Below are 25,023 nucleotides of genomic sequence, written 5' to 3' on the forward strand. Positions count from 1 at the left end.
GACCCAACCCCAATCAACGAAGCAGCAATCAGCAGCATCGAAAAACTCGGCGCAACCGCAACCAGCATCAGACCTGCAAGCGTCACCGTCATCCCGATCGGCAGCGAATAAGGCATCGGTCTTCGATCCGTATAGTGCCCAATGAATGGCTGCAGCAGAGACGCCGTAATCTGGTACGTCAACGTGATCAAACCAATCTGACCAAAGTCCAGCCGAAACGAACTCTTCAGAATCGGGTAGATCGACGGCAGCAGCGACTGGACCATATCGTTCAGCAAATGGCAGAAACTCACCGCCGTCAGCACGCGAAACAGCGCACCCTCTTCTGCAACAGGCGAGTGAACCTTCGTCTTGGAAATGGTCTGCAGAGCCACGTTTCACCTTGTCAGTTGATATCTTCATCGTAGTGGAATCTCTCTCGCACCCAAACCAGCATAAGAAGAATCAATCCGCTTCTTGGCCTCTCCGAATAGCAGCCCCAACGCAAAACCTCCACGCCGGTCTCCCCACATCTCCACTCATGCGATACCCTGAAATCCTGACACCCCATCTCTCGAGGCCTAAGACTTGATCCATCTCCGCACCGTAGCCTGCATGCTCCCTCTCGCCGCCCTCACCCTGGCTCAATCTCCCACCTCCCCGCAGGTCTTCGGCTACCGCGACTTCGCACCTCAGGCAAAGTTGGACAACGCCTTCATGGCCATCCCCGACGCAACCCTAGCAGGCCAGCACCTCAAGACCCTCACGTCTGCCCCTCACTGGGCCAGTTCGCCGGAGGACTACACCACCGCCGTCTACGTCGCCGACAAGTTCAAAGCCGCTGGACTCGAAACCGAGATCGTCCCCTACAAAGTCCTCCTCAATAAGCCCATCAAGATCGTCATCGAAGCCTTCGACGCCGACGGCAAAAAACTCATGTCCGGCCCTACCGCAGAGCACGTCGACCCCAACAAGTTCGGTGGCGACCCCTTCCAGGACGATCCCCGCATCCTCCCCGCCTTCAACGGCTCCTCCCCCTCCGGTGACGTCACCGCCGAGGTCGTCTACGCCAACTACGGCACCCTCGCCGACTTCCAGCAGCTCGCCAAGCTAGGCATCAGCGTCAAAGGCAAGATCGTCATCGTCCGCTACGGCGAAAACTTCCGCGGCATCAAGACCTACATCGCCCAGCAGTACGGCGCAGCCGGAGTCCTCATCTACTCCGACCCCGCCGACGACGGCTACTTCCGCGGCGACATGTACCCCAAGGGACCGTACCGCCCCGAAACCGGCGTCCAGCGCGGCTCCATCCAGTTCCTCCCCATCTACCCCGGCGATCCCACCACCCCCGGCGTAGCTTCCACCCTCGACCTCCCCGCCTCCAAACGCATCCCCCTCGATAAGCTCCAGAACAACCAGGCCACCATCCCCACCAACCCACTCTCGTACCACGATGCAGCCCCCATCCTCAAAGCCCTCGGCGGATCCGAATCCCCTCGCGACTGGCAGGGCGCACTCCCCTTCACCTATCACCTCGGAGCTATCGGAAACGGAGCTGCAGTAACGGGAGCCGCAGGAGCTGGAGCAGGCAGTGGAAACCACACCCCCGCAAACAAGGTCACCGTCCACATGCACCTCGAGCAGGACATCGCCCTCCGCACCATCTGGGACGTCATCGGCAAGATCCCCGGCACCGACAACTCCGAAGACTGGGTCGTAGCAGGCAACCACCGCGACGCCTGGGTCTACGGCGCCGTCGATCCCAACTCCGGCACCGCCGCCATGCTCGAAACCGTCCACGGCCTCGGCGCTCTCCTCAAGCAGGGCTGGAAGCCTCAGCGCACCATCGTCATCGGCAGTTGGGACGCCGAAGAAGAAGGTCTCATCGGCTCCACCGAGTGGGCCGAGCAGCACGAGAAAGTTCTCGCCCACGCCGTTGCCTACTTCAACACCGACGTCGGCGTAGCCGGCCCCAACTTCGACGCTGCCGCCGTTCCCTCACTCAAGCAGTTTGTCCGCGAAGTAACCAAAGAAGTCCCCAGCCCCAAGGGCGGAACCGTCTACGACCAGTGGAAGGCCGACCAGGCCACCGCACCCACCCGCCGTAGCCACAAGTCCGTCGACGCCTCTGACGGCGACGTTCGCATCGGCACCCTCGGCTCCGGATCCGACTACACCCCCTTCATCCAGCACCTCGGCGTCCCCTCCACCGACATCGGCTCCGAAGGTCCCTACGGCGTCTACCACTCCGTCTTCGACAACTACAACTGGTTCATCAAATTCGCCGACCCCACCTTCGTCTATGAGCAGCAGCAGGCTCGAGTCTTCGGCCTCGAGATCCTCCACATGGCCGACGCCGACGTCCTCCCCTACGACTACCAGCTCTACGGCAAAGAGATCGTAGGCTACCTCGAAGCCGCGCAAAAACTCGCCACCACCAAGAACCTCACCCTCGACTTCGCCGCAGCCCAGACCGCCGCCAACCGCTTCGCCGCAGCAGGCACTGCCATCCGCGCCGTTCAGTCCGCACCACCCGCCAACCCCACCGCCCTCAACCAGGCTCTCCGCAACGCCGAAGAAGCTCTGCTCAACCCAGCCGGACTACCCAAACGCTCCTGGTTTCGCCACACCATCTACGCCCCCGGCGAGTTCACCGGCTACGCCGCCGTCGTCATCCCCGGCGTCAACGAGGGCATCGACGCCCCCGATGCCAACCGAGCCCAAACCCAGCTCGTCGCTCTCACCGAAGCCCTCAACCGCGCCGCCGCCATCCTGGAGGCCGCCAAATAGAGGCGATGGCAAATCTAAACACCGACCAACGGGACGGACCACCCGAAGGAGTACACAAGTCACGAAGTGACCGCACTCCGCGCAGGAGGCCCGTCCGGCAGGACAGGAGCTTTAAGGGGTATCCATAAGACCATCCCCCAAAAGACGCATCTTTCATTGCCTAAGTGGGATATGCCCACTTAGTAACATTGCCTCATAGTTACTCTCAAGACGGTTAAAGCCGCCCAAAGGAGACTCCCCAAATGGTCCATGATCTCGTTCTAGCTTTGGTTTTTCTCGCAATGATTATTGCTCCTGCACTTCTTGCCATGCGTTCCGACAAAGAGGAAAAAGACATTCTGTAAGCTGACCCTGCGCTGCAGCCCCACGGGGTTTTGAATCAACCCCTTGCCGCCCGCAGCTTAGTAGCACTCGCTCCCGGCGCAACACAGCAGCATCAGAGTCAGCGGGAAAAAAGGTCTACCCGCAACAGAAAAGGCCGCATCCCAAACAATGGATGCGGCCTTTTTCATTTGTTTCAAACCTAAAAGCAGCCTACCCTCGCAGCGCCATCTGCTCCGTCACAATCTGCGTCAGGTCCTGCTTCACCAGACCATGCTCCTTCGCATTGAACTCGTCCACCTTGCTCGACCAATTCATGCTGCAGAACTTAGGCCCGCACATGCTGCAGAAAGCCGCTTCCTTGTAATAGTCATCGGGCAGCGTCTCGTCGTGCATCCCTCTCGCCGTCTCGGGGTCCAGCGATAACGCAAACTGCTTATCCCAATCAAACGTGTACCGCGCATGCGAGATCGCGTCGTCCCGATCCCTCGCGCCCGGACGATGCCGCGCCACATCCGCCGCATGAGCAGCAATCTTGTAAGCGATAATCCCGTCCTTCACATCCTTCTCATTCGGAAGCCCCAAATGCTCCTTCGGAGTCACATAGCAAAGCATCGCAGCACCATGCCACCCAATCATCGCCGCGCCAATCGCACTCGTGATGTGGTCATACCCAGGAGCGATATCGGTCACCAGCGGCCCCAGCACATAGAACGGAGCCCCATCGCACAACTCCACCTCCTTATCCACCTGCAGCTTGATCTGGTCCATCGGAATATGTCCCGGCCCCTCGATCATCACCTGCACATCGCTCTTCCAGGCCTGCCGTGTCAACTCACCCAGCGTCTTCAACTCCGCAAACTGAGCCTCATCGCTCGCATCCGCCAGGCATCCCGGCCTCAGTCCATCGCCCAGCGAGTAGCTCACGTCATACTTCGCCATGATCTTCGTAATGCGGTCGAAGTTCTCATACAAAAAGTTCTGCTTGTGATTCGAAGTCATCCACTGCGCCAGAATCGCTCCACCGCGGCTCACAATCCCCGTAATCCGCTTCGCCACAAGCGGCACATATTCAATCAGCACACCCGCATGAATCGTAAAGTAATCGACTCCCTGCTGCGCCTGCTCCTCAATCACTTCGAGATACAAATCGATATTCAAATCTTCGACTCTCTTGACTCGCGAAAGCGCTTCATACAGCGGCACCGTTCCAATCGGCACCGGCGAATGCCGCAGAATCTGCTCCCGAATCATCGGGATATCCCCGCCCGTCGACAGATCCATCACCGTATCCGCACCAAAATGCACCGCCGTGTGCAGCTTCCGCAACTCTTCATCGACATTCGACACCAGCGCCGAGTTCCCGATATTCGCATTGATCTTGCACAGCGACTCCACCCCAATCGCCATCGGCTCCAGCTCAACGTGGTTGATGTTCGCGGGAATGATCATCGTCCCCTTCGCCACCTCGCTCCGCACCAGCTCCGCCGCAATCTTCTCCCGCTGAGCGACATAAGCCATCTCCTCGGTAATCATGCCCTTCCGCGCAAAGTGCATCTGGCTCATATTCGTGTCGCCGGTCCGCGCCGACTCGGCCTTCCGCTTCACGATCCAATCCGCCCGCCCCGTCGGCACCTTGTAATCATTGCCGTGCGCATGCGCCCCATTGCCGTTGCCATTCGAAGCTGCGCCGTTTCCGTTTTCGCTCATGTGTCTCCCCTGCCGTCTTGCAGTGTTATCGAGTAAGTATACGATGCACGCGCACCGCGTATAGCGTCGCGCCCCCACATCTCTTCCAGCAGTTCTCTCTCGCAACCCCCTCAAACCTTCCAGCGGCTCGCCACTTCTCAAGCTGCATCACGGCCTCGCCAAATCGGGGTTTTCCACCGTCCACACAGCCAACCTCCTCCACACCCACGCATCCAATCCACCAGAACGCAGAACGACCGTGAGCACCCCGGCTTGAACGTTCGCCGCTCTCACCCACACATCACGCAGCATCACAAGACGCTTCTAGCGTCAGCGAGACAACTCGCGAGTTTTTCCAAAAGGAGCACTCCCCATGAAGCTATTCTCCGAAAATATCGAAGACCTCCGCACCCTCTACATCGCCAACCTCAAAAAAGCTCTCGACATGGAGCAGAAGATCACTAAGGCCCTCCCCACCATGATCGAAAAGTCCACGGATCCCCAACTAGCCGCAGCCTTCCGCGCTCACCTCACCGAGACCCAGAGCCACGTGGCCAAGGTCGAAAGCATCCTCCGCGACGCCACCAACGGCAACGCAGACACCTCAACCTGCAAAGCTATCTCCGCTCTCATCACCGAAGCCGAGGACAACGTCAAGGATGCCGCCGACACCAGCATCCGCGACATCTCCCTCATCGCCTCCGCCCAGCAGGTAGAGCATCACGAGATCGCCGTCTACGGCACGCTCCGCACCTGGGCCGAACTCCTCGGCGATGACGACGCAGCCGACATCCTCGACAGCATCCTCGACGAAGAAAAAAACGCCGACGAACTCCTCTCCACGATCTCCGACACCGTCAACACCACTGGCGTCGTCGCCCAAACCAACTACGCCACAGCCCGCGTATAGCCTTTAGACCAAAAGAGCGGAGACCCGAAATCCTCGGGTCTCCGCTTCATTTTTGCCGCCAACGCTCAACATTGTCGTCTGACTCAAAGCTTCTAAGACGATGCCTCGCCAGCACTCAACCCGAGTTCAACTCTTCCCATCAGTCGCTCAGCCCAGGCACTAAGCATCGTATTCGATACCACCAACGGCACTGACGTAGCCATCATGCGATACACGTCATTGCGTCGTATCTTCGAGGCCTTCGCCGGATCCAGCCAGTTGTCATTACGAACAAGAAGCGCTAGCGTCTCTAATCCAATCACGATCGGCCACCAGCACGACAAGCGCAGTCGAATCGAGAACGCAGGTAGAGCCAGCGTATAGTCAATCGCCTCGCGGTAGTGATCGAGAGCCTTCCTGACAAGTTCAAACAAGACCGGTCGTGCGCGCAGGGACGTCTCCGGCAACAACAACTCCTGAGGACTCAGGCCGAATCGGACCAGCATCGTTGCCGGTAAGTAGCACCGTCCGATTCGCAGGTCCTTGCCGCAGTCTCGCAGAATATTTGTCATCTGCAGCGCCTTCCCAAACCGAATGCCGCGCTCCATCATCGTGTCGAGTGGACCCGCCAGCGTACCGGGCACGTGCGCATAAGTCATCTTCGTCCAGAACTCCCCCACGCATCCGGCGATCAGGTAAGTGTATCGATCAAGTTCGGAGTACTCCTGCAACGCGACGATCCGCCCGGATCTTTCGTCGGGAAAGGTACGCAGGTCGAACTCCATTCCTTCCGTAAGCGTGGTCACGGTAGCGCATACCGCCTCCCGATTAGGCTGGCTGAGACGAGAGAGCAGGCTCAGTGCCGCTCCAACAGATTCGAGCAAAACTTTTTCCTCTGAGTCCGTCTGTTGAGTCCCTGCCTCCGCTGCCATACGTATCAGCGCTCCTTCGTCCGGAAGGCCGTTGACTTGACCGCGCAGGGATAAAAGCAGCTCCAGTCGCTTCTCTGGAGAGATCAGGGATGTATCCGCGATCGTGTCCCCGGCGCGTGCCAGCAGATAAGCAAGGCCAATCGGATCGCGCATGCCCACGGGGAGCACACGCAAAGAAAGGTAGAAGGAGCGGGAAACACCTTTCAGCAGGGGGCCGAGAAGAAGAGCTGTAGTGGCGTCATGCGTAGATTTTTTTAGTGTCATTGCCTCCACTGATTCTATCGACAACAAAGATTGATCCTGTCGCAGTTCAACCACGCAACCTCACACCATGCAAAGCGTCGGCTCTAAAAAAACAAAATCCTTGTCAATACCCTGAGTCGCTAAAACCCGCGCCCAGCAAGCACTTTGTCGTGGCGTGTTCCCCCTTGTCCATCGCATAAAATAGATGCAGGAGAGAGTTGCACCAGTCGAACTCAAAGAGACAAAGGCGTACCGCGCAACTGCAACAAAATAAGTATTTTGCGCCTAAGTCTTTTGAATAGAATATTTTACAGACACATACCCCCTGCAACTTATTCATTCCAATAAACTTACGCCCAAGATACTCACCCAGCGGGGAGGGGGGTACCACCCTCCGTGCTCGCTACCCAAATCGAATCCGGAAACGTAGACTGAAAGACGAAGCCATGGCAAACGCAACCCAGAAGAGCCCGATCAAATTCATCGTCGCCACCCTCATCATCGTGGCCACCGTCGCCTACCTGTCCTTCACCGGCGGCCGCGACAACAAGAGCTACTACGTCACCATCGGTGAGCTTCAGGGCATGGGCAACAAGGCCTACGTCCGCCACCTCCGCGTTGCCGGCAACGTCGCCCCCGGCAGTATCCACCGCGTAGGCACCAGCGCCACCTTCGATCTCCTCGAGCAGGGCCGCAAACTATCCGTCGTCTACCAGGGCTCCGAGCCCCCACCCGACACCTTCAAGGACGATGCCCAGGCCCTCGCTGTAGGCACCTACGGACACGACGGCGTCTTCCACGCCACCCAGCTCCAGGCCAAGTGCGCCTCCAAGTACGCGCCGGCCCCGGCTACGGCCACTCCGGCAACCACCGCATCCGCTATCGTCCCCGCCACCCGCTGATCTCCGTACCCAGAGAAAATACGATGCAGACGGCAGAGACAACTCGTAGCAGTTCGACTCCCCCCACTGATGTCGCCGACTGCATCGTGCTCGACTCCGTCTCCAAGCTCTACGGCTCCTTCGCCGCACTTCGCAACGTGACCACCAGCTTCTGTACCGGCTCCTGCACCGTCATCTTCGGCGAAAACGGCGCGGGGAAGTCCACCCTCCTCCGCGTCATCGCTGGCCTCATCACGCCCACGCGCGGAACCGTCACCGTCTTCTCCGGCCACCCTCACCAGCAGCGCCGCCGCGTCGCTTACATGAGCCACTCGCCCATGCTCTACGACGAGCTCACCGCCATGGAGAACCTCAACTACTTCTCCTCGCTCCACCGTGACGGCGGCTGCGCCTGTGTCGGCAACCCGGAGATGGCCCTCCGCGCCGTAGGCCTCGACCCCAAACTCAACCGCCCGGTAGGCCAGTACTCCCAGGGCATGCGCCAGCGCACCTCCCTCGCCCGTGTCCTCCAGAGCGACCCCGAAGTCCTCCTCCTCGACGAACCCTTCTCCAACCTCGACGCCGCCTCCGCCAAGCACATGGTCGAGCTCCTCGCCGACTTCCGCACCTGGCCCGTAGCCCCCGTCAACGGAGTCATGGGCGCCCGCACCATCGTCTTCACCACCCACCAGTCCGCACTCGCCGAACCCCTCGCCGACCGCACCCTCACCATGCGCAACGGCCAGATCGTGGAGTCCCAACCAGTCGAAACCCAGATCTCAACCTCAGCCACCGAGGCCCTCGGGTGAAGACGTCAGCCCCAGCCGCAGTACGAGCTAAGACCAACGCCGCCCGCCTCCTCGATACCCTCGGCATCCTCTACGAACTCCGCCCCTACGTAGTCGATCCCGACGACCTCACCGCCATCTCCGTCGCCCGCAAGATAGGCCTCCCCCCGGAGCAGGTCTTCAAAACCCTTCTCACCCACACCAACACGGGAGAACACGTCTTCGCCGTCATCCCCGGCGACGCCGAACTCGATCTCAAAAAACTCGCCCACGCCGCGGGAGCAAAAAAAGCAGAGCTGGCCTCCCTCAAAGAAGTCGAGCCGCTCACCGGCTACATTCGCGGCGGAGTCACCGTCATGGGTGCCAGGAAGTCCTTCCCCGCCTTCGCCGATGAGACCATCGAGCTCTTCGACCAGATCTCGGTCTCCGCCGGCCAGCGAGGACTTCAACTCCTGCTCACCCCCGCCGACTACCTCCGCGCCGCCGAAGCCACCCTCGCCGACCTCACCAAAGGCCCCACCCCGGCATGAACTACCTCCGCCACGTCCTCGATCACCTCCGCAAAGACCTCCGCCTCGAGTGGCGCTCTCGCGACTCCCTCAACGGAATGCTCTTCTTCTCGCTCCTTGTAGTCGTAGTCTTCGGATTGGCCTTCGACCCCACCAGCTACCCCACGGTAGCCCGCCAGATCTCAGGCGGCATCCTCTGGGTCGCGCTGCTCTTCGCCTCCATCACCGCCCTCAACCAGTCCTGGGCCCGCGAGCAGCGCAACAACGTCCTCGAAGCCCAACGCATGGCCCCCTCCCCCGCCTCCGCCCTCTTCCTCGGCAAAGCCATCGCCAACCTGCTCTTCGTCCTCGTCGTCGAAGCTGTCCTAGCTCCCATCTTCATCGTATTTTTCAACCTGCACGCCCTCGGAAGCATCTGGCTATTGGCCTTGATCATGCCTCTAGGCACCTGGGCCCTCGTGGTAAACGGAACCTTCTTCGCCGCCCTGGGCCTGCGCGCCCGCAACCGCGAACTTCTTCTCCCCCTCCTCCTGCTGCCGATCTCCTTGCCCGCTCTTCTCGCCATGGTCCAGGCCACCACCGGCGTCCTTACCGGCGATCTCGACCCCATCCAGATCAACACCTGGATCAAACAGTTGCTCGGCTACGACATCATCTTCACCACCGTCTGCATACTGCTCTTCGAAACCGTCCTCAACGCTGAATGACCCATTCGAGATAAACTAAAGCAATGGAGCAGCGCACCCCCACTCTCCGCGGCGTCGCCTGGCTTTGGTTCGGCCTCAGTACCGCTGTGCTCGCAATTGGCTTTCGACAAGCCATCTTCCTCGTCCCCACCGATGCCGCGCAAGGCAACGTAGGGCGCATCTTCTACTACCACGTTCCCATCGCGATGTTGAGTCTGATCTTCCCTTACATCAACTTCGCGGCCTCCCTCTTCTACCTCTACTGGCGCCGTCGCGACCCGCTCAAAGCCCTCACAGCCGATGCACTTGCTCTAACCACTGCGGAGGTCACGGTCGTCTACTCCAGCATCTGCCTTCTTACAGGCATGCTGTGGGGACGAGCTACATGGGGAATCTGGTGGACCTGGGATCCCCGTCTCACCAGCATGCTTCTCCTGTGGCTGCTGTACGTCAGCTACCTGATGCTGCGCCGCTTCTCCTCCACCGGCCAGACCCACACCCTGGCGGCTGTTCTCTCGGTCTTCGCCGCAGTAGACGTCCCCATCGTCTACATGTCCATTCGCTGGTGGCGAACCCAGCACCCGGCCCCCGTCTTCGGTGGTGGCCCCGACTCCGGCGTCGATCCGTCGATGCTCCCCGCCTTCTACTGGAACCTCGCAGGATGGACCCTGTGGGGTATCTGCATCGTCCTCTTTCGCTTCGCTCTCGAACGCCGGCGTCAACTTGCCGAGCAGGAAGCCGCCCTGCAGGCCATCGAAGCCTCTTTGGAGATCCCGCAATGACCTGGCATTCCTTCTTCGACCTCAGCACCATGCCGCATCGGCATCTGGTATTCGCCTATGTAGCCGTGTGGGTCATTCAGGGTGGGTACTTTGCCTGGACGGCGTGGAACTGGACTCGAATGCCGGGGGAGCGTCGCTAAAAATCAACGAAGCCGCAGGTGGACCGCAGCTTCGTTGTCCGAGTAGGAATTGCAGTTGACGCGAATCAATTCCTATCGATTCGCATCAACCGCCTAAACACCTAATGGCGTACAAAAGTTTCGGAGACTTCTAAAATCTCTTCGTAGTTCGCCTTCCCTTGCCGCTCTCGTATTGCCTCGATAAACTCCAAACAGTGCCCAAGCTTCCCCTCTCTCCCGTTCGTCTCGTTATCGCCTTAGCCCTCGTGCTCCTCAGTCTCTCCGGCTGTCGCAGGAGTAGTTTTCCTGACGTCCCCGCCGGCTACCGTGAGTTTGCTTATATCAGCAACGGCGGATCGAACACTGTCACCGTTCTTGATCTTGTCTACCTTCGTCAGGACCGAACACTTCAGGTCGGCACTAATCCAACCAATCTTGCCGCAAACCCCGTTCGCAATGAGATTTATGTCGTCAACACTCAGTCGGGCACAGTCACTGTAATCGACGCCAGAACGAACCGTGTTGCTGCGACGATCTCAGTTCATCGCCAACCGTCCTTCGTCGTGGTCGATCCTACCGGGCACAGGGCGTACGTTGCCAACGCCGGCTCAAACAGCATCAGCGTGCTTGATCTTGATCGGCGGCGCGAGATCTCCGTCTCAGGGACTGGGGAGCAACCGGCAGAGGCTAGCATCTCGCCCGACGGCCGCGCTCTTGTCGTCGCTAACCAACGTAGCGGCAGCGTATCCCTCTTCGAAGTCACTCCGTTTACCTCTGGCTCGTCATCAGCCATTCATCTTCGCTCTACGTTCTCCGGCTGTCCGGGAGCTAAAAGCATCGTAATTTTGCCTGACTCCTCGAAGGCATTCGTGGCTTGTTCCGCAGGTCATCAGGTGATGGCAGTCAGCCTCGCAGCGGCGCCCGGATCGTGGGCTGCAAAGCAGAACTCCTCTCTTTTGAATGACCATATGCTTGCCCTGCTGAATGTCGGGAAGACGCCGGTTCACCTGGCCATGAAGCCTGATGGTGGGGAGATCTTCGTGTCCAACTTTGACTCTGACAGCTTCTCCGAGATCTCTACGTGGACCAATGAGGTGGGTGGTACTTACAGCATCGGCAACAAGCCGATAGGCGGCATTGTGAGCCGTGACAACAGCATGCTTTGGGTCTCGAACTTCGGTGCTGACTCCCTTGGGCTCTACAGTATCGACGATGGAAAGCTGGCTGGCAGCGTCCGCACGGGTTCAGCGCCGGATGCGCTTGCGTTTTCGGCCGATGAGCATCTTTTGCTGGCTGCGGACTCGCATTCGGGCGATGTTGCGGTGATTCGAACGCAGGGAAAGCAAGGGCCTGCGCTATTTACAATTCTTCCTGCCGGTATCTCGCCGAACTCTATCGTGGTTAAGGCTCTGCGAGAAAAGTAGTGGTTGTAGAAAAAAATCTGGCGTGGTGGCTGCCCGGATTTCTATCGTTTTACTGGGCTTTTTGAGGGGTGTTTTGAAATAAGAGCCTTCCTAGCCATGGTTTTTTGCTGGTGTGAACGTGGTGCAGTGCGTGGCTAAGCTGGTGTCTTAGCAGCGCAATTTTCGGCACTGAAAAACACGCCACTGCTTCCAACTATTTTTTTCTGAGAGCTTCAGACCTGCCGGGCCAGTACCAGGGTGATGTCGTCGGGCTGTTCGTCGGCGCCGATCCAGGCGTCGAGCGCGAGCATCACCTGGCCGGATATGACGTGCAGGGGCTGGTCCCTGTAGCGGGCTACCACTTCCATCATCCGCTCTTCCCCAAACTCGCCGAAGTCGTTCTCCGGTTCGGTAACGCCATCTGAGTAGGCCACCATGATGTCTCCGGGCTGCATCTGGAACCGATCTTCCTCGTAGTGCATTCCATCCATCAGGCCAACCACGGTGCCACCCTTATCAAGCCGCCGAATATGGCCATCCCTGCTCAAGACGAGCGGCGGCAGCTGCCCCGCGTTCGAGTAGGTCAACATGGCAGAAGTTGCGTTGTAGTGAGCTAGAAACAACGTGGCATACTTCTCCGGCTGGGTGCTGCGGTAGAGGTGACGATTCAGCAGAGAAAGAATGCGCCCCGGCGACTGGAAGAGCTCGTCGCAGTCTCCGCCGCGGCCTTCCCTGCTGGCCGTCAGTCCGGCCACACTGGACTCGCTGTAGACCAGCTCCTCGCTGGCGAAGCGATAGGCGCGCACAGCCGAGTGCAGAGTCGCCATCAATAGCGCGGCGGAGATTCCCTTGCCGCTGATGTCGCCGATAGCAATGCCTACGCCGGTTTCGCGTCGGCTGACCATGCCTGCGTGCGCCTCTTCGTGGAAGACGAGGAAGTCGTAGTAGTCGCCGCTGACGGAGCGCGCCGGCCGGCAGACGCCATGGAGATCCAGGGTCTCGAGCCCCTGCGCGTGCAGCGGGAAGAGATTGGCCTGCACCTCCTGCGCGATGGAGATCTCGTTTTGCAGACGCTCTTTCTCTTTCTGCTCTTCGAGAAGACGCTTTAGCGATCCGGACATCGTATTGAACGAGCGGCTTAGTTCGGCAAGCTGGTCGTCGCTCTTTACGCCGATGCGATAGTCCAAATCTCCACGATCAATATGCTGGGTAGCGCCGTAGAGATCGGCAACCGAGGAGGTGATGGAACGGCTGAGACCAACGGCCATCCACAAGGCCAGCAGTTCGATTACGGTAAAGACCACGCAGAGCAGAATGATCCCGATGCGCAGAACGCTGGTTACAATTCCGCCGAGCGAGGAGCCGAACAACTGGTTATAGAGCAGAGAGGGCCGGGACTGGACAGCGATAAGAACGTTGTCTCGCTCTCCCGTATCCCAGTCTGTGATCGGCTCTGTCGAGGTGAAGCTTACCCGCATGTCGGCGAGATTAACGGCTGGAGGCTCGGTTCCACCGACGATCCAACTGGATCCACCGTTGATCCCATCCGACCCGACTGCAAACCTGACCTTCTGCCGCGGTTGTTGGCCGGAAGCTGGGGTGCCTGCGTTTACCTGCTCCTTTTTCTCGCTGCTGATTTCGTTCGCAGTTCTTCCGGCGCGCTGGGGCAGGAGGCTTGCCTGTCCGAGTCCTTCGGACATCAGCTTTAGTACGCTGCTATCTACGGGCAGACTCGACATGAGCGTGAAGATGCGGCCATCATTCCACTTATGCTGACGAAGGGCCACAAGGTAGAGATCTCGCCCGTCGAGGACCAGTCCGGAGAATTCGTTACCCGGCAGCTGAGTTGCCCAGGGCGGGAGGCCGAAGGGGGCTTTGCCATGATAGCCCGGCCCCAGATCGACCGGGGCACTGTTAAGGAAGACGCGCGTCTCGCGATGCAGTTTCATGCGAGGCAGATCCAGGCGCCCAACATCTCCTGCCCGTTCAATGTTCTGGATAGCATCGGCAAGTTGGGGGGCAGTGTCCTTTGGACGTTCGGCAACCAGCGCTGTGGTGAGATCGGCGCGGTGCCCACTCTCGTTGCTCATCTGACGTAGCTCGGCTTGCAGCCTGGAGTCTGTGAGGTGGATGGCAAATTGTCCGGCGGCAACGTAGGAGAGGACTCCAACCAATGTAACGAACAGGACCACTGGAGCGACACCGATCAGAAGATAGGTGAGCACCAGCTTGTTTCGGAGGCTCCAGAGGAGGTGCTTGCGGACCAGCTGCAAGGTAAGCGGGATGGCAACCGAGATGAGAGCGATTCCAACAAAGAACTGCAGAACGCCTAAGAAAGTTCCGAATCCTCCGGAGATCCAGCGGCGAACGAATAATACGCAGAACCAGAGCCCGAGCCAGAACGCGGCACCGGCAAGTCCTGTAGGCACCCGTTCTCGCAGAAGCTCGAGAGCGCGCGGCCTGGTAGGGCTATACGGTTCCTGCATCTTTTGTCGCCTCCAGTTCCGCCTGCCGTGCCAGCTTCAAGGTATAACGTGTCGCCGAAAAGTGTGCTCCGGCCAACAGGAGCAGACCTGAGAGAAAGGCCCACATCATCAGCCCTACCGAAATATAAAACGGTCCATAGACGGACTGAAAGTCCAGCCACGGAAGCGCCTTGATATAGAGATATTTGGCGCCCAGCCATATCAGGCCAACCACGATGGCCGTAGGGAGCACCGCGCGCGCTGGAACTTTTCTGTACGGCAACACCCAATAGATTAGGAAAAAGAGCAGGATGCTCGCAAGCCCCGCGCATAGCTTGAGGAAGGTGAAGGAGATGAAGTGGAAGACGTTGTTGTTGGTATGGCCAAAGAAGACCCAGGAGAGGATCGTCTGCTGGCTGGCCGTGGAGGCAACCGACGCCATCGCCAGAACGCCGACGGCAAAGGCCAGTCCGAGGGAGATAGCCTGATTGTGCAGATAGCTGCGGTTCTGGCGTACGCCCCAGACGCTGTTCAGAGCAACTTCCAATGGGAGAAAAACGCCTGTTGAGGTGATGAGCAGCATGACCAGGGAGAAGAGCTGCGTTCCCTTATGGGGATGGGCCAGAAGCTGCATGTTGCGCATGACGAAGTCCTGCCCTACGGGGAGCAGATTCTTCATCATGTCGCCGACGATCTGTTCCATGGATCGCGAGTGAAAGACGTTGCGGCACAGGGTCAACAAAAGCACGATAAAGGGGAAGAGCGAGAGGATGACATTGGCGGCAACGCTGAAGGCGTAGGTGTGCACCTCTGTGCGGGCCATGTAGCGGGCGAGCGCGGCGAGCTGCGCGGAGAGGCCGTAGCCCCGAACGACGGGCTGGACGTCCTCGATCGGCTTGGGCGGAGTCTCCGATGCAAATCCGGTCGTTCCTGGAACTTCGCTTTTGGGTGGAAGAATGGACGGCATAGGAGGGTTTCGTGTAGAGCGGGCGTCAATGGACCGACACGGTTTCCTTCGATGCTAGCAGAGCGGCTCGCTTTGCCCATCTTCTTCTGCCCGACACTGCGATTCCCTGACGGCGATGCCGCGATCAGGCTCAGAGGAGAGACCGCGTATTCTTTGCAGCGCCCAGTCGGCGGAGTCGGCCAGAACAAGATCATCGGCAGCTTTCCACCGCTCTAAGTGGGGGATGAACTGCGTTTCGCCACTGTTTCCCATGGCGACAGCCACGTTGCGCTGCAGGCGCTTCAGGCGAGTCCGCTCCAGAGGAGAACCTTTGAACCAACGTTTGAAGTCGGCAGAGTCCATCTCGGCGAGCCATGCTAACGGCGGATTGACCAGCTCTCTGCGTGTCAGCATGCCTTCGTTGACGGCAACTGGAGAGCGGCGGTTCCACGGGCAGACGTCCTGACAGATGTCGCATCCGAAGACCTGACGGCCCATCGGTTCGCGCAGTTCCTCGGCGATGGCACCCTTTTTTTCGATCGTGAGATATGCGATACAGAGTGAAGCATCCATCTGATGCGGCGCTATCAGAGCGTCGGTGGGGCATGCATCGAGGCAACGGGTGCAGCTTCCACATCGATCCGCGGCGACCTCCCACTCGGCCTCGGGAGAGACAGGGATCGAGGTGATGATGACGCCAAGCAGCAGCCAGGAGCCTAGTTTCTGATCGATGACGCAGGTGTTCTTCCCGATCCAGCCGATGCCTGCTTTCGCGGCTGCGGCACGCTCCACCAACGGGCCGGTGTCGACATAACAGCGCGTCTGGCAGGCGAATCGATCCTGCAACTGCGCTTCGATCTTTCGGAGGCGGCCGAGAAGCTCGTCGTGGTAGTCGCTGGGTTGGAGTTCCTTCGCGGAGAGAGCGGCGGTGCGTCCGCTCCAGGCATAGCGGGCGATCCATCCGGTATTGGGCGATGCGTTGTCGATAGAGAGCGGGCCTGCAGCGTTGTAGTTCAGCGCGCAGACGATAACCGACTGAGCCCAGGGCAGCGCAATCTGTACGTCGCTTCGCAGCAGGATTCCGTGCTCGTCGCGTCGCTTGAGATAGTCCATCTCCCCTGCTCTGCCGGCTGAGATCCAGGTCGCAAATCTCTCAGCGTCGAGCAGCTGCTCGCCAGTTTGAGGGCCTGCAGAGACGGGAGCGATTCCGGCAGTGTCGAAGCCAGAGCTTACGGCTAACTCGCGCAGCCACAGCTTATGTTCGGAGGTCCATACGCTGGCGCCTGGTGCTCGCTCTGCCGTCAAAACTCTTCTCCCATGCGAGGAAGGACCTCTTCTCCGACAGCCTTCAGGATAAATCGACGGCATTGCACTGGACACGCCTTTGCCAGTAAACTTGTCTGGTCAGGGAAGAGATTCGAACTAACGAAGAATTCCCTGGCTACACGTCACTCTCAATGGCTTTGCTGGTTGTCTCTTGCATTCGCATGTCCTGCAGACGCCGTTGATTGGTCGGTTACAGTTCCCCAGACTGCAATTGACGCCACGTCTGACGCCGCTCCTTTAGCCAGCTAAGAGACGGTCTCAAGGTGATTGATAAAACGCGGAGAGGTGGCAGAGCCCGGTTGAATGCACCTGACTCGAAATCAGACATAGGCGTAAGTCTATCGGGGGTTCGAATCCCTCCCTCTCCGCCATTTACTTGTTTCAGGAGTTCCAGAGACATCCAGATGAACCGCGATAACCCCAGAGAATGCTGGGGCGGTGCCAAGGCCACTGGCTCCGACTGATTTGATACGCCAATCGGATCATGGCGACTGCTCGTGAGAAGGCGGTGGTGTTCTCGTATACGAGCGTAAGCTGGACCAGGTGCAGCGACGGGCAAGCGGATTCGGCTGGATGAACCAAACGCGACTGATCGGAATTTGTTGCATTCCTTGAAAAACTTCATGCTATGGTTTCCGGGTGGGTCGTCTCTGCCCCGTACGGTGTACGAGAATCCGAAATCCTATCGAGGATGACATGATGAAGAACAACAAGGGCACAGGACGATCTTTCTCGCCAGCAAGCTTTCTCCCTCTAGTCACAATGGCGCTAGCAATGAGCCCACTCTTTCTAGCAACCCCGACCCTCAGGGCACAAGACGACCTACACGTCCAATACAAGTTCAATGGTCTGGCCGATGGTGCTTCGCCCATTGGGAACCTGCTCGCCGACGGTTATAGCCATGTCCTCGGGGTCGCCAACGCGGGCGGAACATTGTGCCATCCGACCGGCTGCGGCGTAGTCTTCGATTGGGCACATGGCTATCTGGTACCAGAGTTCACCTTCGGATCACTTGATGGCAAGCCAAATTTTCCATCCTCTGGCTTAGTGCGCGACACTGCGGGAGATCTATATGGAGAGATGTTGATTGAAGTTGCAACAAACTCTACGGTCGGAGCGATTTACAAGATTCTTCCCTCAGGTACTGGGACCGTGCTACACGTTTTCTCCGCTACCGAAGGGGAGCCGTATGGCGGTCTGACGATAGACAAGAAGGGAACTCTCTACGGCGTGACGACGGCAGGCGGCTGCGCTCCTGGTAACGGTTGCGGGGAGATCTTCGAGATCAGTCCTGCTGGAGTTACCACTGTCCTCTTTCACTTCAAAAACCCAGTCGTGTCCGGCTCCGACCCGCAGACCTCTTTGGCGGTCGATGCGGAGGGGAATCTCTACGGGACCACGACGGACGGTGGCCCGGATGATACCGGGAACTCCGACAACCCTGGTTACGGAGTCCTGTTTCAGTTGAGACCCGATGGTACCTTCACCGTCCTTCACAACTTCACTGGTGGGACGGATGGTGGTTCTCCTAACGGCATCGCGCTCGACGGCAAAGGAAACATCTTCGGCTTTGCGCTTTCAGGTGGAGATCTCAGCAGTTGCGCCCTCTATGACGCAGGTGCCTTCGCCAATTTTGGTTGCGGTGTGTTGTACGAATTCGACACAGCCGGCAACTTTTCCGTGATTCACTCCTTTACTGGTTCGGATGGCGCTGGGCCGCAGGGAGTACCCCTGATACTCGGCGATACGATCTACGGGGCAACCCAGGCCGGGGGAGTCCACGGCTCCACCGAAGGACTCGATGGATTCGGTGTCGTCTTTCAGATCACTGCGAATGGACATCACACCACGCTGCATTCCTTTACGGGAAAGGATGGCCTTTTGCCTTCTACCGGACTCATTCAACTGCCAAATGGAGATATCTACGGGGCAACCCTGTTTGGGGGGCATTCCAGTGTTAGCACTAATCCATGCAAGACTAACGGAACTGCCGGTTGCGGTGTGTTGTACAAGATTTTGCTTCCCAAGTAACTTAGTCGGCCTTCCGTAGAGGTTGAGTGTAGCTCGAGGTTTATTTTGTCTTAGGGTCGAATACAAAACCGCCGAGCAGAGGAAGATTAGATTAATGTTCGACCCAGCACCTTCCAGCCCATCGTTCGACTCGATGAGGAGGGAAACGCGAACTCACGATCATGCGATGGGTCTGATTCCCATATACTCCGAGAACGACAAGGCAACGTGCAAGACTACGAACGCACGCGCCGAGACCGTGGCGACGTTGCCAGCCTTCCGCGAAGCATTCAACCGACGGCACTGCATCGTTCCTGCCGATTAGCTTTACGAATGGAATGAAACATATGGGTCTTCGCCCTCACTATGGGTAAAGACGGGTGATTCGACTTTACCTGTCAACGAGGAGGTCTCATGCCTAGCGATAAGTCTGTATCAGTTGCTGTCATCGGGGTAATCGGAGTAGTTCTTGCTGCGCTAATCACTACCTACCATACAAATATTGGTGCTGCGATAGGGGGAGGCGGCACACCTAATCGTGGGCTTTGTTCTTTTAGTGTCCACTATGCACATTGCATGATGCGGGTACATCGTTGGGAATTTTAGTCATCCCGTGTGGATGTCCGGGCGTAGCGATTGGCCATTTCCCAGCGATTTTGACCGATACGAAGGTATCCAACGATACCTTCGTACGATTGTTCGTCTTCGATGCTTCTGGTGTGATCGCGTTGTGTGCCTATCGGGACGACGCACGAGAAGGAACAGAGGAGAAGGACCATGAAGATATTGATGGTGTTGACATCGCACGATCAGCTCGGCGGTACGGGCCGCAAAACCGGCTTCTGGCTTGAGGAGTTCGCTGCTCCCTACTTTGTCTTCATGGACTCTGATGTGCAGTTAACTCTCGCGTCACCGAAAGGCGGGCAGCCGCCGATCGATCCGAAGAGCGATGTGCCGGAGAATCAAACGCCTGCAATGGCGCGGTTCAAGGAAGACGAGACTGCGCAGAAGGCTCTTTCTCATACCGTGAAGCTCGCTGACATGAAAGCGGAAGACTTCGACACGATTTTTTACGTAGGGGGGCACGGGCCCCTGTGGGACTTGGCTGAGAGTCCGGTTTCGATCGCTCTGATCGAAGCCTTCTATAACTTGGGTAAGCCAGTTGCGTTGGTGTGCCATTCTCCCGGCGTGCTGCGTCACGTCAAGTACAAGGGCGCACCACTCGTGAAGGGGAAACGACTGACGGGTTTTACGAATGAAGAAGAGGAAGCGGTACAACTCACCAACGTCGTACCATTTCTCGTCGAGGATGAACTCAAGCGGCTGGGTGCAACCTTCGAAAAAGTACCCAATTGGCAGCCCTTCTCTGTTGTCGATGGACTGCTGATTACGGGACAGAATCCTGCATCCTCGACCTCCGCAGCCCAGGCACTTTTAAAGTTGCTTGCTTCTTAAAGTTAACCTAAGCGTCTGATATCCCGAACATCTTTGTGCTGATCGTGAAGTAGAAAAGCTACTAAGGAGCTCAATACTGCGATTACCATGGCGCTTACGATCAGTTGTTGAACTCCACCATGCCAGGGAATGCTCAACGAATGAAGCAGCGCAAACATTGGGTTTTTCTGTGACTGCAGTGAAATTCCGGTTGTCGTGTGCAAGGAATGTGCTACGCGCATCCTTGCCGGAATTTGAAAAGGCAGACCGACGCCAAGTGACACGCGTTCTGGTCTATGTTTTATTACTTTCTGGTCTCCTTGCAAGACCAGAGCGCGCCTCGTCGCAGATCGGATCGGGAGCGCCGGACGCATCGTCTCGCGTCCAGGTCCAGATACAAGGCACGGCTGGGCAGGAAAGTGAAGCGGTGGCTAAGATTAAAGGATTCCCGGGACAAGCTCTCGATCAGGACGCCGCTGTGCTGGCAAAGGTACCGGCTGATCCGTTCTTCAAGAGAGACCCATTTCATCCTGTGCTGGGACCTGTTGATCGGTCGATGAACGAGTTGCGTAAAGCGGAGGGGCTGAGCTTCGCTGCAACGTACACCGTAGTGGACCAGTATGCGACGGAAACGCCCGACGGCGTACGGCACAATTGGGCGACAGGTCGATTCGACTTATCGGGCGGGTGGAAGGCGTACGACCATGGAGGAAACGCCGGTACCTTCAGCATGTTGGTACGGTCCGGAGTGAATCTTGGGGTAAGCCAGCAGTTCAACTTGAGTGACGCCCTTGGATCAGGGTTGGTGCTGAACTGTTTGCCAGGAGGTGGTCCGCAGGAACCGATTACTCTGAATATCCTCTACTACAGGCAGGATTTCTATCAAAAGAAAATTGCCTTTTACATCGGCAAGATCCACCCTAACGAGTTCATCAGCCTGAGTCTCTACAACAATGACGAGCGAAGCCAGTTTCTCAATGCTGAAAACGACGGGAACCTGACCATTCCATCCGACGGAACATACGCGGGAGGCGCGGCGCTTGAGTACCAAGTCACTCCGCACATCTACCTCCACGCGGTGACCGTGGATACAGAAGGCGCGCAGCAGAGAAACCTTAAGACGCTAGTAGACAAAAAGTATATGAATGCGATTGAGCTGGGATGGAAAGAGGGTGCTCCGACCCAGCAGGAACACCTGTTCCGGTTTCTGGTGTGGCGGAACGATACGGCTACGCAAGGAAGTGGAGCGGGGCTAGGATTCGGTTCCGATTATGAATTGAAAAATGGATGGGTTCCCTTTGGACGCCTGGGAATAGCGACTGACACTGGTTCTTCCATCAAGAGAGTCTTAGACGCAGGTATTGTGAACATACGGCCATTTGGGCGACGCGGGGACATGTTTGGCGCGTCGATCAATATCACGGAACCAAGCCATGGAGCTAAACATCACGAAACCCTGTTTGAGACGTTTTACCGCGTAAGGCTGACGCAGAGCATGGAGCTAGGGCCCGATCTAGAGGTTTCAGTGCATCCAACGAATATCGTCAAGCAGTACACGACCGCGTTGCTGGGGCTGAGGATGAAGATAATTTTCTAGGCGTTGCGAACACGAAAGAAGATTAAGAACATGTCTATTGAACGTTATTTTGGACCCTGGAACTATAGCGGGCAGCTAGCATCGTACCTAGTCTTGTGCTTGCCCGATAGAGCCGCGACTTGGCAGCTGCCTCAGAGATGTTGAGCTGGCAGGCAACTTCTTTCGCCGAGCAGTCTCTCGCAATGTGCAATTGAACGGCTTCCCGAAGGCTTGCAGGGAGTCTATGGATCGCCTGCATAAGCTGCACGTGTCTCTGTTGTTGTTCGAAGACTTGTTCAGGATTGGGGGCCGTGTCTGTTAGCTCTTCAGGAGCACTCTCTTCTTCTTGCTGAGAACCTGAGTTGATTGATGTTTCCGGCCGGCAGCGGCGCTTGCGCAGTATGCCCAATGCCGAGTTAATTGCAATGCGAGTCAACCAGGTGTAGAAGCTCGCGCGGCCTTCAAAGCCTTCGAGAGCCCGGAACGCGTGAAGAAAGGAATCCTGCAGCGCGTCTTCGGCATCGTACTCATTCTTAGTAATGCCTAAAGTGGTTCTGTAGACTCGCCATGAATATAGATCCCAGAGCTCCTTGAATGCGGCCCCGCAACCCGATCGGGCAGCGAGGATCAGTTGCTGGTGACTCAGAGGGGTCATATGGTCAAGGACTCCACTCACGTCTTTATCTGATGGCGAAGGGACTACCGCCGGCGTGCCGTATTCACCTGAAAGAGACATCGTTTCCTCCAATCGTCAACTGCGGTATTTCTATTTCAACGCGACCTTTTGCATCGTCTTTCGCGATTCCAATCGACAACAGGATCAGCAACAGCGGTGGTTTCGGATATCAATGTCCGCAGGAGCGTCTTCGCATCACTCTGTTGGACAAGGCTTGCACTCTGTCCTGCCCAAAGTTGGAGAAGCTCAGTTCTGCCTGCTTTCTCCGCGGGTACAACAAGGCTTCGAACGAGCATGCGCTGCAGTGGGTACGGAAGAATATCTACGCCTGGGCGATTTAGTTCCTCGATCAGCTGGTTGTGAACTCCGCGAGCAAGTCGTCCAGTAAAGCCCTTGGTTAATGAAGTTCTCTGCGCTTTTCGACTGAGGAGCGCGTTGCGATGATGGACACTCGCACCGGAATCTTCACTCACTAAAAAGGCCGTACCGATTTGTACGCCTTCAGCTCCGAGGGCGAAAGCTGCGACTATTCCACGCGCATCGGCGATACCTCCAGCGGCGACCACCGGTGCAGAAACAGCATCTACGACCTGAGGCGTCAGTGAAAATGTTCCGGTGAGGGAATCCTCGGCGGGCAGCAGGAAAGAGCCGCGATGGCCACCCGCTTCAAAGCCGGAAGCGACAATGACACTGACTCCTGCCTGATCTAGAACCATGGCTTCGGCTGCCGTTGTCGCGGTTCCAATCGTAAGGATTCCACGGGTACGGCATTCGTCCAAAATCTCTTTCGGCGGTATCCCGGCGATGAAGCTGAAGATCGGGATCTTTGCATCGAGCAGAACGCGTACCTGGTCTTCAAACCGGACTGGAACATACGGCTTATGGTCCGGCAGAGTTCCTCCCAGTGCTTCTATATGTCCAGCCAGGTGTTTAAGGCTTCGCACAAACTCTTCCTTGCCCGAAGCGCGTGCTCCCTCATCTTCCGTCGAGACCCACAAATTTATTGCGAAAGGCTTGGTAGTAAGTTCACGAATCTCAGAGATGACGTCCTTGATTCCAGAAGGGCTCAGACCATGCGCCCCGAAGGAGCCCAGGCCGCCAAAATTCGACACAATCGCTGTCAATCTCTGCGTCGACAGACCACCTAAAGGACCTTGAATAATCGGGTACTCAATTCCCAAGGTGGAAGAGACGCGTGTCTTATACCACGGTGTGGATGAACTAATGATCTCTTTTTGCACTGTCGCCTCCGCAGGTGATAGTCAGGCGTTGTATAGCCTTTGCCTTTGCTCGCTACGAATCGACTTCGAAGATCACATCGAGTTCTATCGGCATTCCGAGAGGAAGGCTGGCGACGCCGATCACTAGCCGGACCGAAGTTTTCTCGATGCCAAAGATATCTCGAAACAAATCTGAAACAGCGTTCGCGACACTGGGTTGGTCGTAGAAATCCCCAAAGGTTGCAATGAACACTCCAAGACGAACGACGCGAGTCACTCGATCGAGTGAGCCCAAATGCTTTTTCGCTGCGGCGACGACGCTTAAAGCCGCGGTGTAGGCTGCATCTCTTGCGGCGTCGAGATCAAGTTCCTTCCCGACCCGGCCAACATACTTCGGCTTATGGTCAACAACTGGAAGCATTCCGCTAAAAAAGAGCAGGTTGCCGGTCTGCACTGTCTCGACGTAAGTGCCAAATGGCGTCGGTGCAGCGGGAAGTTGTATGCCGAGGTCTTCCAGCCGTCGCTCAGCACTGTGCGGCTGTGAACCTTTAGCGGCTACCATCGGCCCACGTGTGCACCGCCGTCCACGTGCAGCACCTCCCCGGTTACGTCGCGAGCTTCCGTCAGAAAAACAACGGCCTCCGCAATGTCCTTCGCATCCGATATCGTGCCCATCGGCGAAAGACTCTTCATGAAGTCCTTCGGAGTTTTTTCATGGAGCGGGGTATCGACGACACCCGGCGCTACTGCATTGAAGCGAATTCCATTTTTTGCATATTCACTGGAAAGACTGCGGGTAATGGCCTCAAGTCCTCCCTTGGTGATCATCGGAATCGACGCAGTAACGCCTGCAATGGGGTTCACCACCAAGGACGACGTGATGGTAGTGATGCTACCGCCAGTACCCTGCGCCAACATCTGTTTGACCGCGAGTTGGGTTATGAAGATGAATCCTTCGAGATTGGTAGAGACGAAACTTCGGAATTCGTCGACGGTATACTCCGTGAAAGGCTTGACTGAGAAAACTCCGGCGTTGTTGACGACATGGTCGATCGAGCCGAATTTGGCCAACGCGGTCTGCGTGACCTTCTCAGCTGTTGCTTCCTTGCCGATGTCTCCATCGACAAGTACGAGGTCGGGCGACGGCTCGAAGCCGGCTTTCGTAGCACTCCGCGAAGTTGCTACAACTTGATAGCCGCGATCCAGAAACAGTCGCACGATGGCGGCTCCGATCCCCTGCGAGGCACCTGTAACCAGTACGGTCGCCTTTTTTTGCATGACTATCTCCTTTCTTTGTTTGTAGTGAGCTACCGCAATCTGATGGGTGTGAGTGCTTGAGCTCTTCGTTCGATTTCGAGT

The 25,023-nt window shown here is 57.5% G+C and carries 23 protein-coding genes, 1 tRNA gene and 1 pseudogene; 15 read left to right on the forward strand and 10 right to left on the reverse strand.

The window, feature by feature from the left end; all coding sequences use genetic code 11:
• The coding region (locus GSQ94_RS16285; RefSeq protein ID WP_254063923.1) for an MFS transporter at positions 1-374 on the reverse strand (374 nt) is incomplete at its 3' end.
• A gap of 220 nt (positions 375-594) precedes the next feature.
• Here GSQ94_RS16285 and GSQ94_RS16290 point away from each other — a divergent pair.
• A complete protein-coding gene (locus tag GSQ94_RS16290; protein WP_158944997.1) occupies positions 595-2,769 on the forward strand; it encodes a M28 family metallopeptidase in 2,175 nt (724 codons plus the stop codon).
• Positions 2,770-3,303: 534 nt separating this feature from the next.
• On the opposite strand, the gene thiC is transcribed toward GSQ94_RS16290, so the two are convergent.
• A complete protein-coding gene (thiC, locus tag GSQ94_RS16295; protein ID WP_158944916.1) occupies positions 3,304-4,800 on the reverse strand; it encodes a phosphomethylpyrimidine synthase ThiC in 1,497 nt (498 codons plus the stop codon).
• Between the two features lie 352 nt (positions 4,801-5,152).
• Between thiC and GSQ94_RS16300 the strand changes: the two genes are divergently transcribed.
• A complete protein-coding gene (locus GSQ94_RS16300; protein WP_158944917.1) occupies positions 5,153-5,689 on the forward strand; it encodes a ferritin-like domain-containing protein in 537 nt (178 codons plus the stop codon).
• A 92-nt stretch (positions 5,690-5,781) separates the two neighbouring features.
• Here the strand turns inward: GSQ94_RS16300 and GSQ94_RS16305 are convergent, their stop codons facing one another.
• A complete protein-coding gene (locus GSQ94_RS16305) occupies positions 5,782-6,864 on the reverse strand; it encodes a phytoene/squalene synthase family protein (RefSeq protein ID WP_158944918.1) in 1,083 nt (360 codons plus the stop codon).
• Positions 6,865-7,289: 425 nt separating this feature from the next.
• Here GSQ94_RS16305 and GSQ94_RS16310 point away from each other — a divergent pair, with 425 nt between their 5' ends.
• The 7 genes from GSQ94_RS16310 (at position 7,290) to GSQ94_RS16335 (ending at position 12,032) form a co-directional block, all read left to right on the forward strand.
• On the forward strand, positions 7,290-7,745 hold the full coding sequence (locus GSQ94_RS16310; RefSeq protein WP_158944919.1) for a cytochrome c maturation protein CcmE: 456 nt from the start codon (positions 7,290-7,292) through the stop codon (positions 7,743-7,745).
• Positions 7,664-8,533, forward strand: a complete 870-nt coding sequence (locus GSQ94_RS16315) for an ABC transporter ATP-binding protein (protein WP_371417541.1) — start codon at positions 7,664-7,666, stop codon at positions 8,531-8,533. Before GSQ94_RS16310 ends, GSQ94_RS16315 begins: the two co-directional genes overlap by 82 nt.
• The gene (gene ybaK, locus GSQ94_RS16320; RefSeq protein WP_158944920.1) at positions 8,530-9,042 is read left to right on the forward strand and encodes a Cys-tRNA(Pro) deacylase; all 513 of its coding nucleotides are present in this window, start codon (positions 8,530-8,532) and stop codon (positions 9,040-9,042) included. The genes GSQ94_RS16315 and ybaK overlap by 4 nt, the downstream gene beginning before the upstream one ends.
• Positions 9,039-9,728: a heme exporter protein CcmB gene (locus GSQ94_RS16325; protein WP_158944921.1), complete on the forward strand. Its 690-nt coding sequence runs from the start codon at positions 9,039-9,041 to the stop codon at positions 9,726-9,728. Before ybaK ends, GSQ94_RS16325 begins: the two co-directional genes overlap by 4 nt.
• A gap of 23 nt (positions 9,729-9,751) precedes the next feature.
• Complete coding sequence (gene ccsA / locus GSQ94_RS16330) at positions 9,752-10,489, forward strand: cytochrome c biogenesis protein CcsA (RefSeq protein WP_158944922.1); 738 nt, start codon at positions 9,752-9,754, stop codon at positions 10,487-10,489.
• Entirely contained in the window at positions 10,486-10,629 is a 144-nt protein-coding gene (locus GSQ94_RS21010; RefSeq protein WP_174240953.1) for a hypothetical protein, read from the forward strand. The genes ccsA and GSQ94_RS21010 overlap by 4 nt, the downstream gene beginning before the upstream one ends.
• A 194-nt stretch (positions 10,630-10,823) precedes the next feature.
• On the forward strand, positions 10,824-12,032 hold the full coding sequence (locus GSQ94_RS16335; RefSeq protein WP_254063924.1) for a YncE family protein: 1,209 nt from the start codon (positions 10,824-10,826) through the stop codon (positions 12,030-12,032).
• Positions 12,033-12,244: 212 nt separating this feature from the next.
• On the opposite strand, the gene GSQ94_RS16340 is transcribed toward GSQ94_RS16335, so the two are convergent.
• From GSQ94_RS16340 to queG, 3 genes are read right to left on the reverse strand one after another with little or no spacing between them, the layout of a single operon-like run.
• Positions 12,245-14,497, reverse strand: coding sequence for a PP2C family protein-serine/threonine phosphatase (locus GSQ94_RS16340; protein WP_158944923.1), 2,253 nt, complete (start codon positions 14,495-14,497; stop codon positions 12,245-12,247).
• Entirely contained in the window at positions 14,481-15,443 is a 963-nt protein-coding gene (locus GSQ94_RS16345) for a YihY/virulence factor BrkB family protein (RefSeq protein WP_158944924.1), read from the reverse strand. The genes GSQ94_RS16340 and GSQ94_RS16345 overlap by 17 nt, the downstream gene beginning before the upstream one ends.
• 54 nt (positions 15,444-15,497) lie before the next feature.
• Positions 15,498-16,727 (reverse strand): tRNA epoxyqueuosine(34) reductase QueG, encoded by a 1,230-nt coding sequence (gene queG / locus GSQ94_RS16350; RefSeq protein WP_254063925.1) that lies wholly within the window; start codon positions 16,725-16,727, stop codon positions 15,498-15,500.
• A 300-nt stretch (positions 16,728-17,027) separates the two neighbouring features.
• Here queG and GSQ94_RS16355 point away from each other — a divergent pair.
• The 6 genes and pseudogenes from GSQ94_RS16355 (at position 17,028) to GSQ94_RS16380 (ending at position 21,789) form a co-directional block, all read left to right on the forward strand.
• A tRNA-Ser gene (locus GSQ94_RS16355) sits at positions 17,028-17,119 on the forward strand.
• 325 nt (positions 17,120-17,444) lie between these two features.
• Entirely contained in the window at positions 17,445-18,779 is a 1,335-nt protein-coding gene (locus GSQ94_RS16360) for a choice-of-anchor tandem repeat GloVer-containing protein (RefSeq protein ID WP_216843112.1), read from the forward strand.
• Between the two features lie 22 nt (positions 18,780-18,801).
• Positions 18,802-19,083: an SOS response-associated peptidase family protein gene (locus tag GSQ94_RS21900; protein WP_371417542.1), complete on the forward strand. Its 282-nt coding sequence runs from the start codon at positions 18,802-18,804 to the stop codon at positions 19,081-19,083.
• Positions 19,084-19,535: 452 nt separating this feature from the next.
• Positions 19,536-20,213: a type 1 glutamine amidotransferase domain-containing protein gene (locus GSQ94_RS16370; RefSeq protein WP_158944928.1), complete on the forward strand. Its 678-nt coding sequence runs from the start codon at positions 19,536-19,538 to the stop codon at positions 20,211-20,213.
• Positions 20,214-20,286: 73 nt separating this feature from the next.
• Positions 20,287-20,406 (forward strand): annotated as a pseudogene (locus GSQ94_RS21905) (sigma factor-like helix-turn-helix DNA-binding protein); the annotation flags it as partial.
• A gap of 213 nt (positions 20,407-20,619) precedes the next feature.
• A complete protein-coding gene (locus GSQ94_RS16380) occupies positions 20,620-21,789 on the forward strand; it encodes a carbohydrate porin (protein WP_254063926.1) in 1,170 nt (389 codons plus the stop codon).
• A gap of 34 nt (positions 21,790-21,823) precedes the next feature.
• Here the strand turns inward: GSQ94_RS16380 and GSQ94_RS16385 are convergent, their stop codons facing one another.
• From GSQ94_RS16385 to GSQ94_RS16400, 4 genes are read right to left on the reverse strand one after another with little or no spacing between them, the layout of a single operon-like run.
• Complete coding sequence (locus GSQ94_RS16385; RefSeq protein WP_158944930.1) at positions 21,824-22,504, reverse strand: RNA polymerase sigma factor; 681 nt, start codon at positions 22,502-22,504, stop codon at positions 21,824-21,826.
• Between the two features lie 35 nt (positions 22,505-22,539).
• On the reverse strand, positions 22,540-23,685 hold the full coding sequence (locus GSQ94_RS16390; protein ID WP_254063927.1) for a nitronate monooxygenase family protein: 1,146 nt from the start codon (positions 23,683-23,685) through the stop codon (positions 22,540-22,542).
• 52 nt (positions 23,686-23,737) lie between these two features.
• Positions 23,738-24,226: a RidA family protein gene (locus tag GSQ94_RS16395; RefSeq protein ID WP_158944931.1), complete on the reverse strand. Its 489-nt coding sequence runs from the start codon at positions 24,224-24,226 to the stop codon at positions 23,738-23,740.
• Positions 24,220-24,942, reverse strand: a complete 723-nt coding sequence (locus GSQ94_RS16400) for an SDR family NAD(P)-dependent oxidoreductase (RefSeq protein WP_158944932.1) — start codon at positions 24,940-24,942, stop codon at positions 24,220-24,222. The genes GSQ94_RS16395 and GSQ94_RS16400 overlap by 7 nt, the downstream gene beginning before the upstream one ends.
• Positions 24,943-25,023 lie beyond the last annotated feature (81 nt).

It is taken from the genome of Granulicella sp. S190 (genome assembly GCF_009766095.1).
Taxonomy (GTDB): domain Bacteria; phylum Acidobacteriota; class Terriglobia; order Terriglobales; family Acidobacteriaceae; genus Edaphobacter.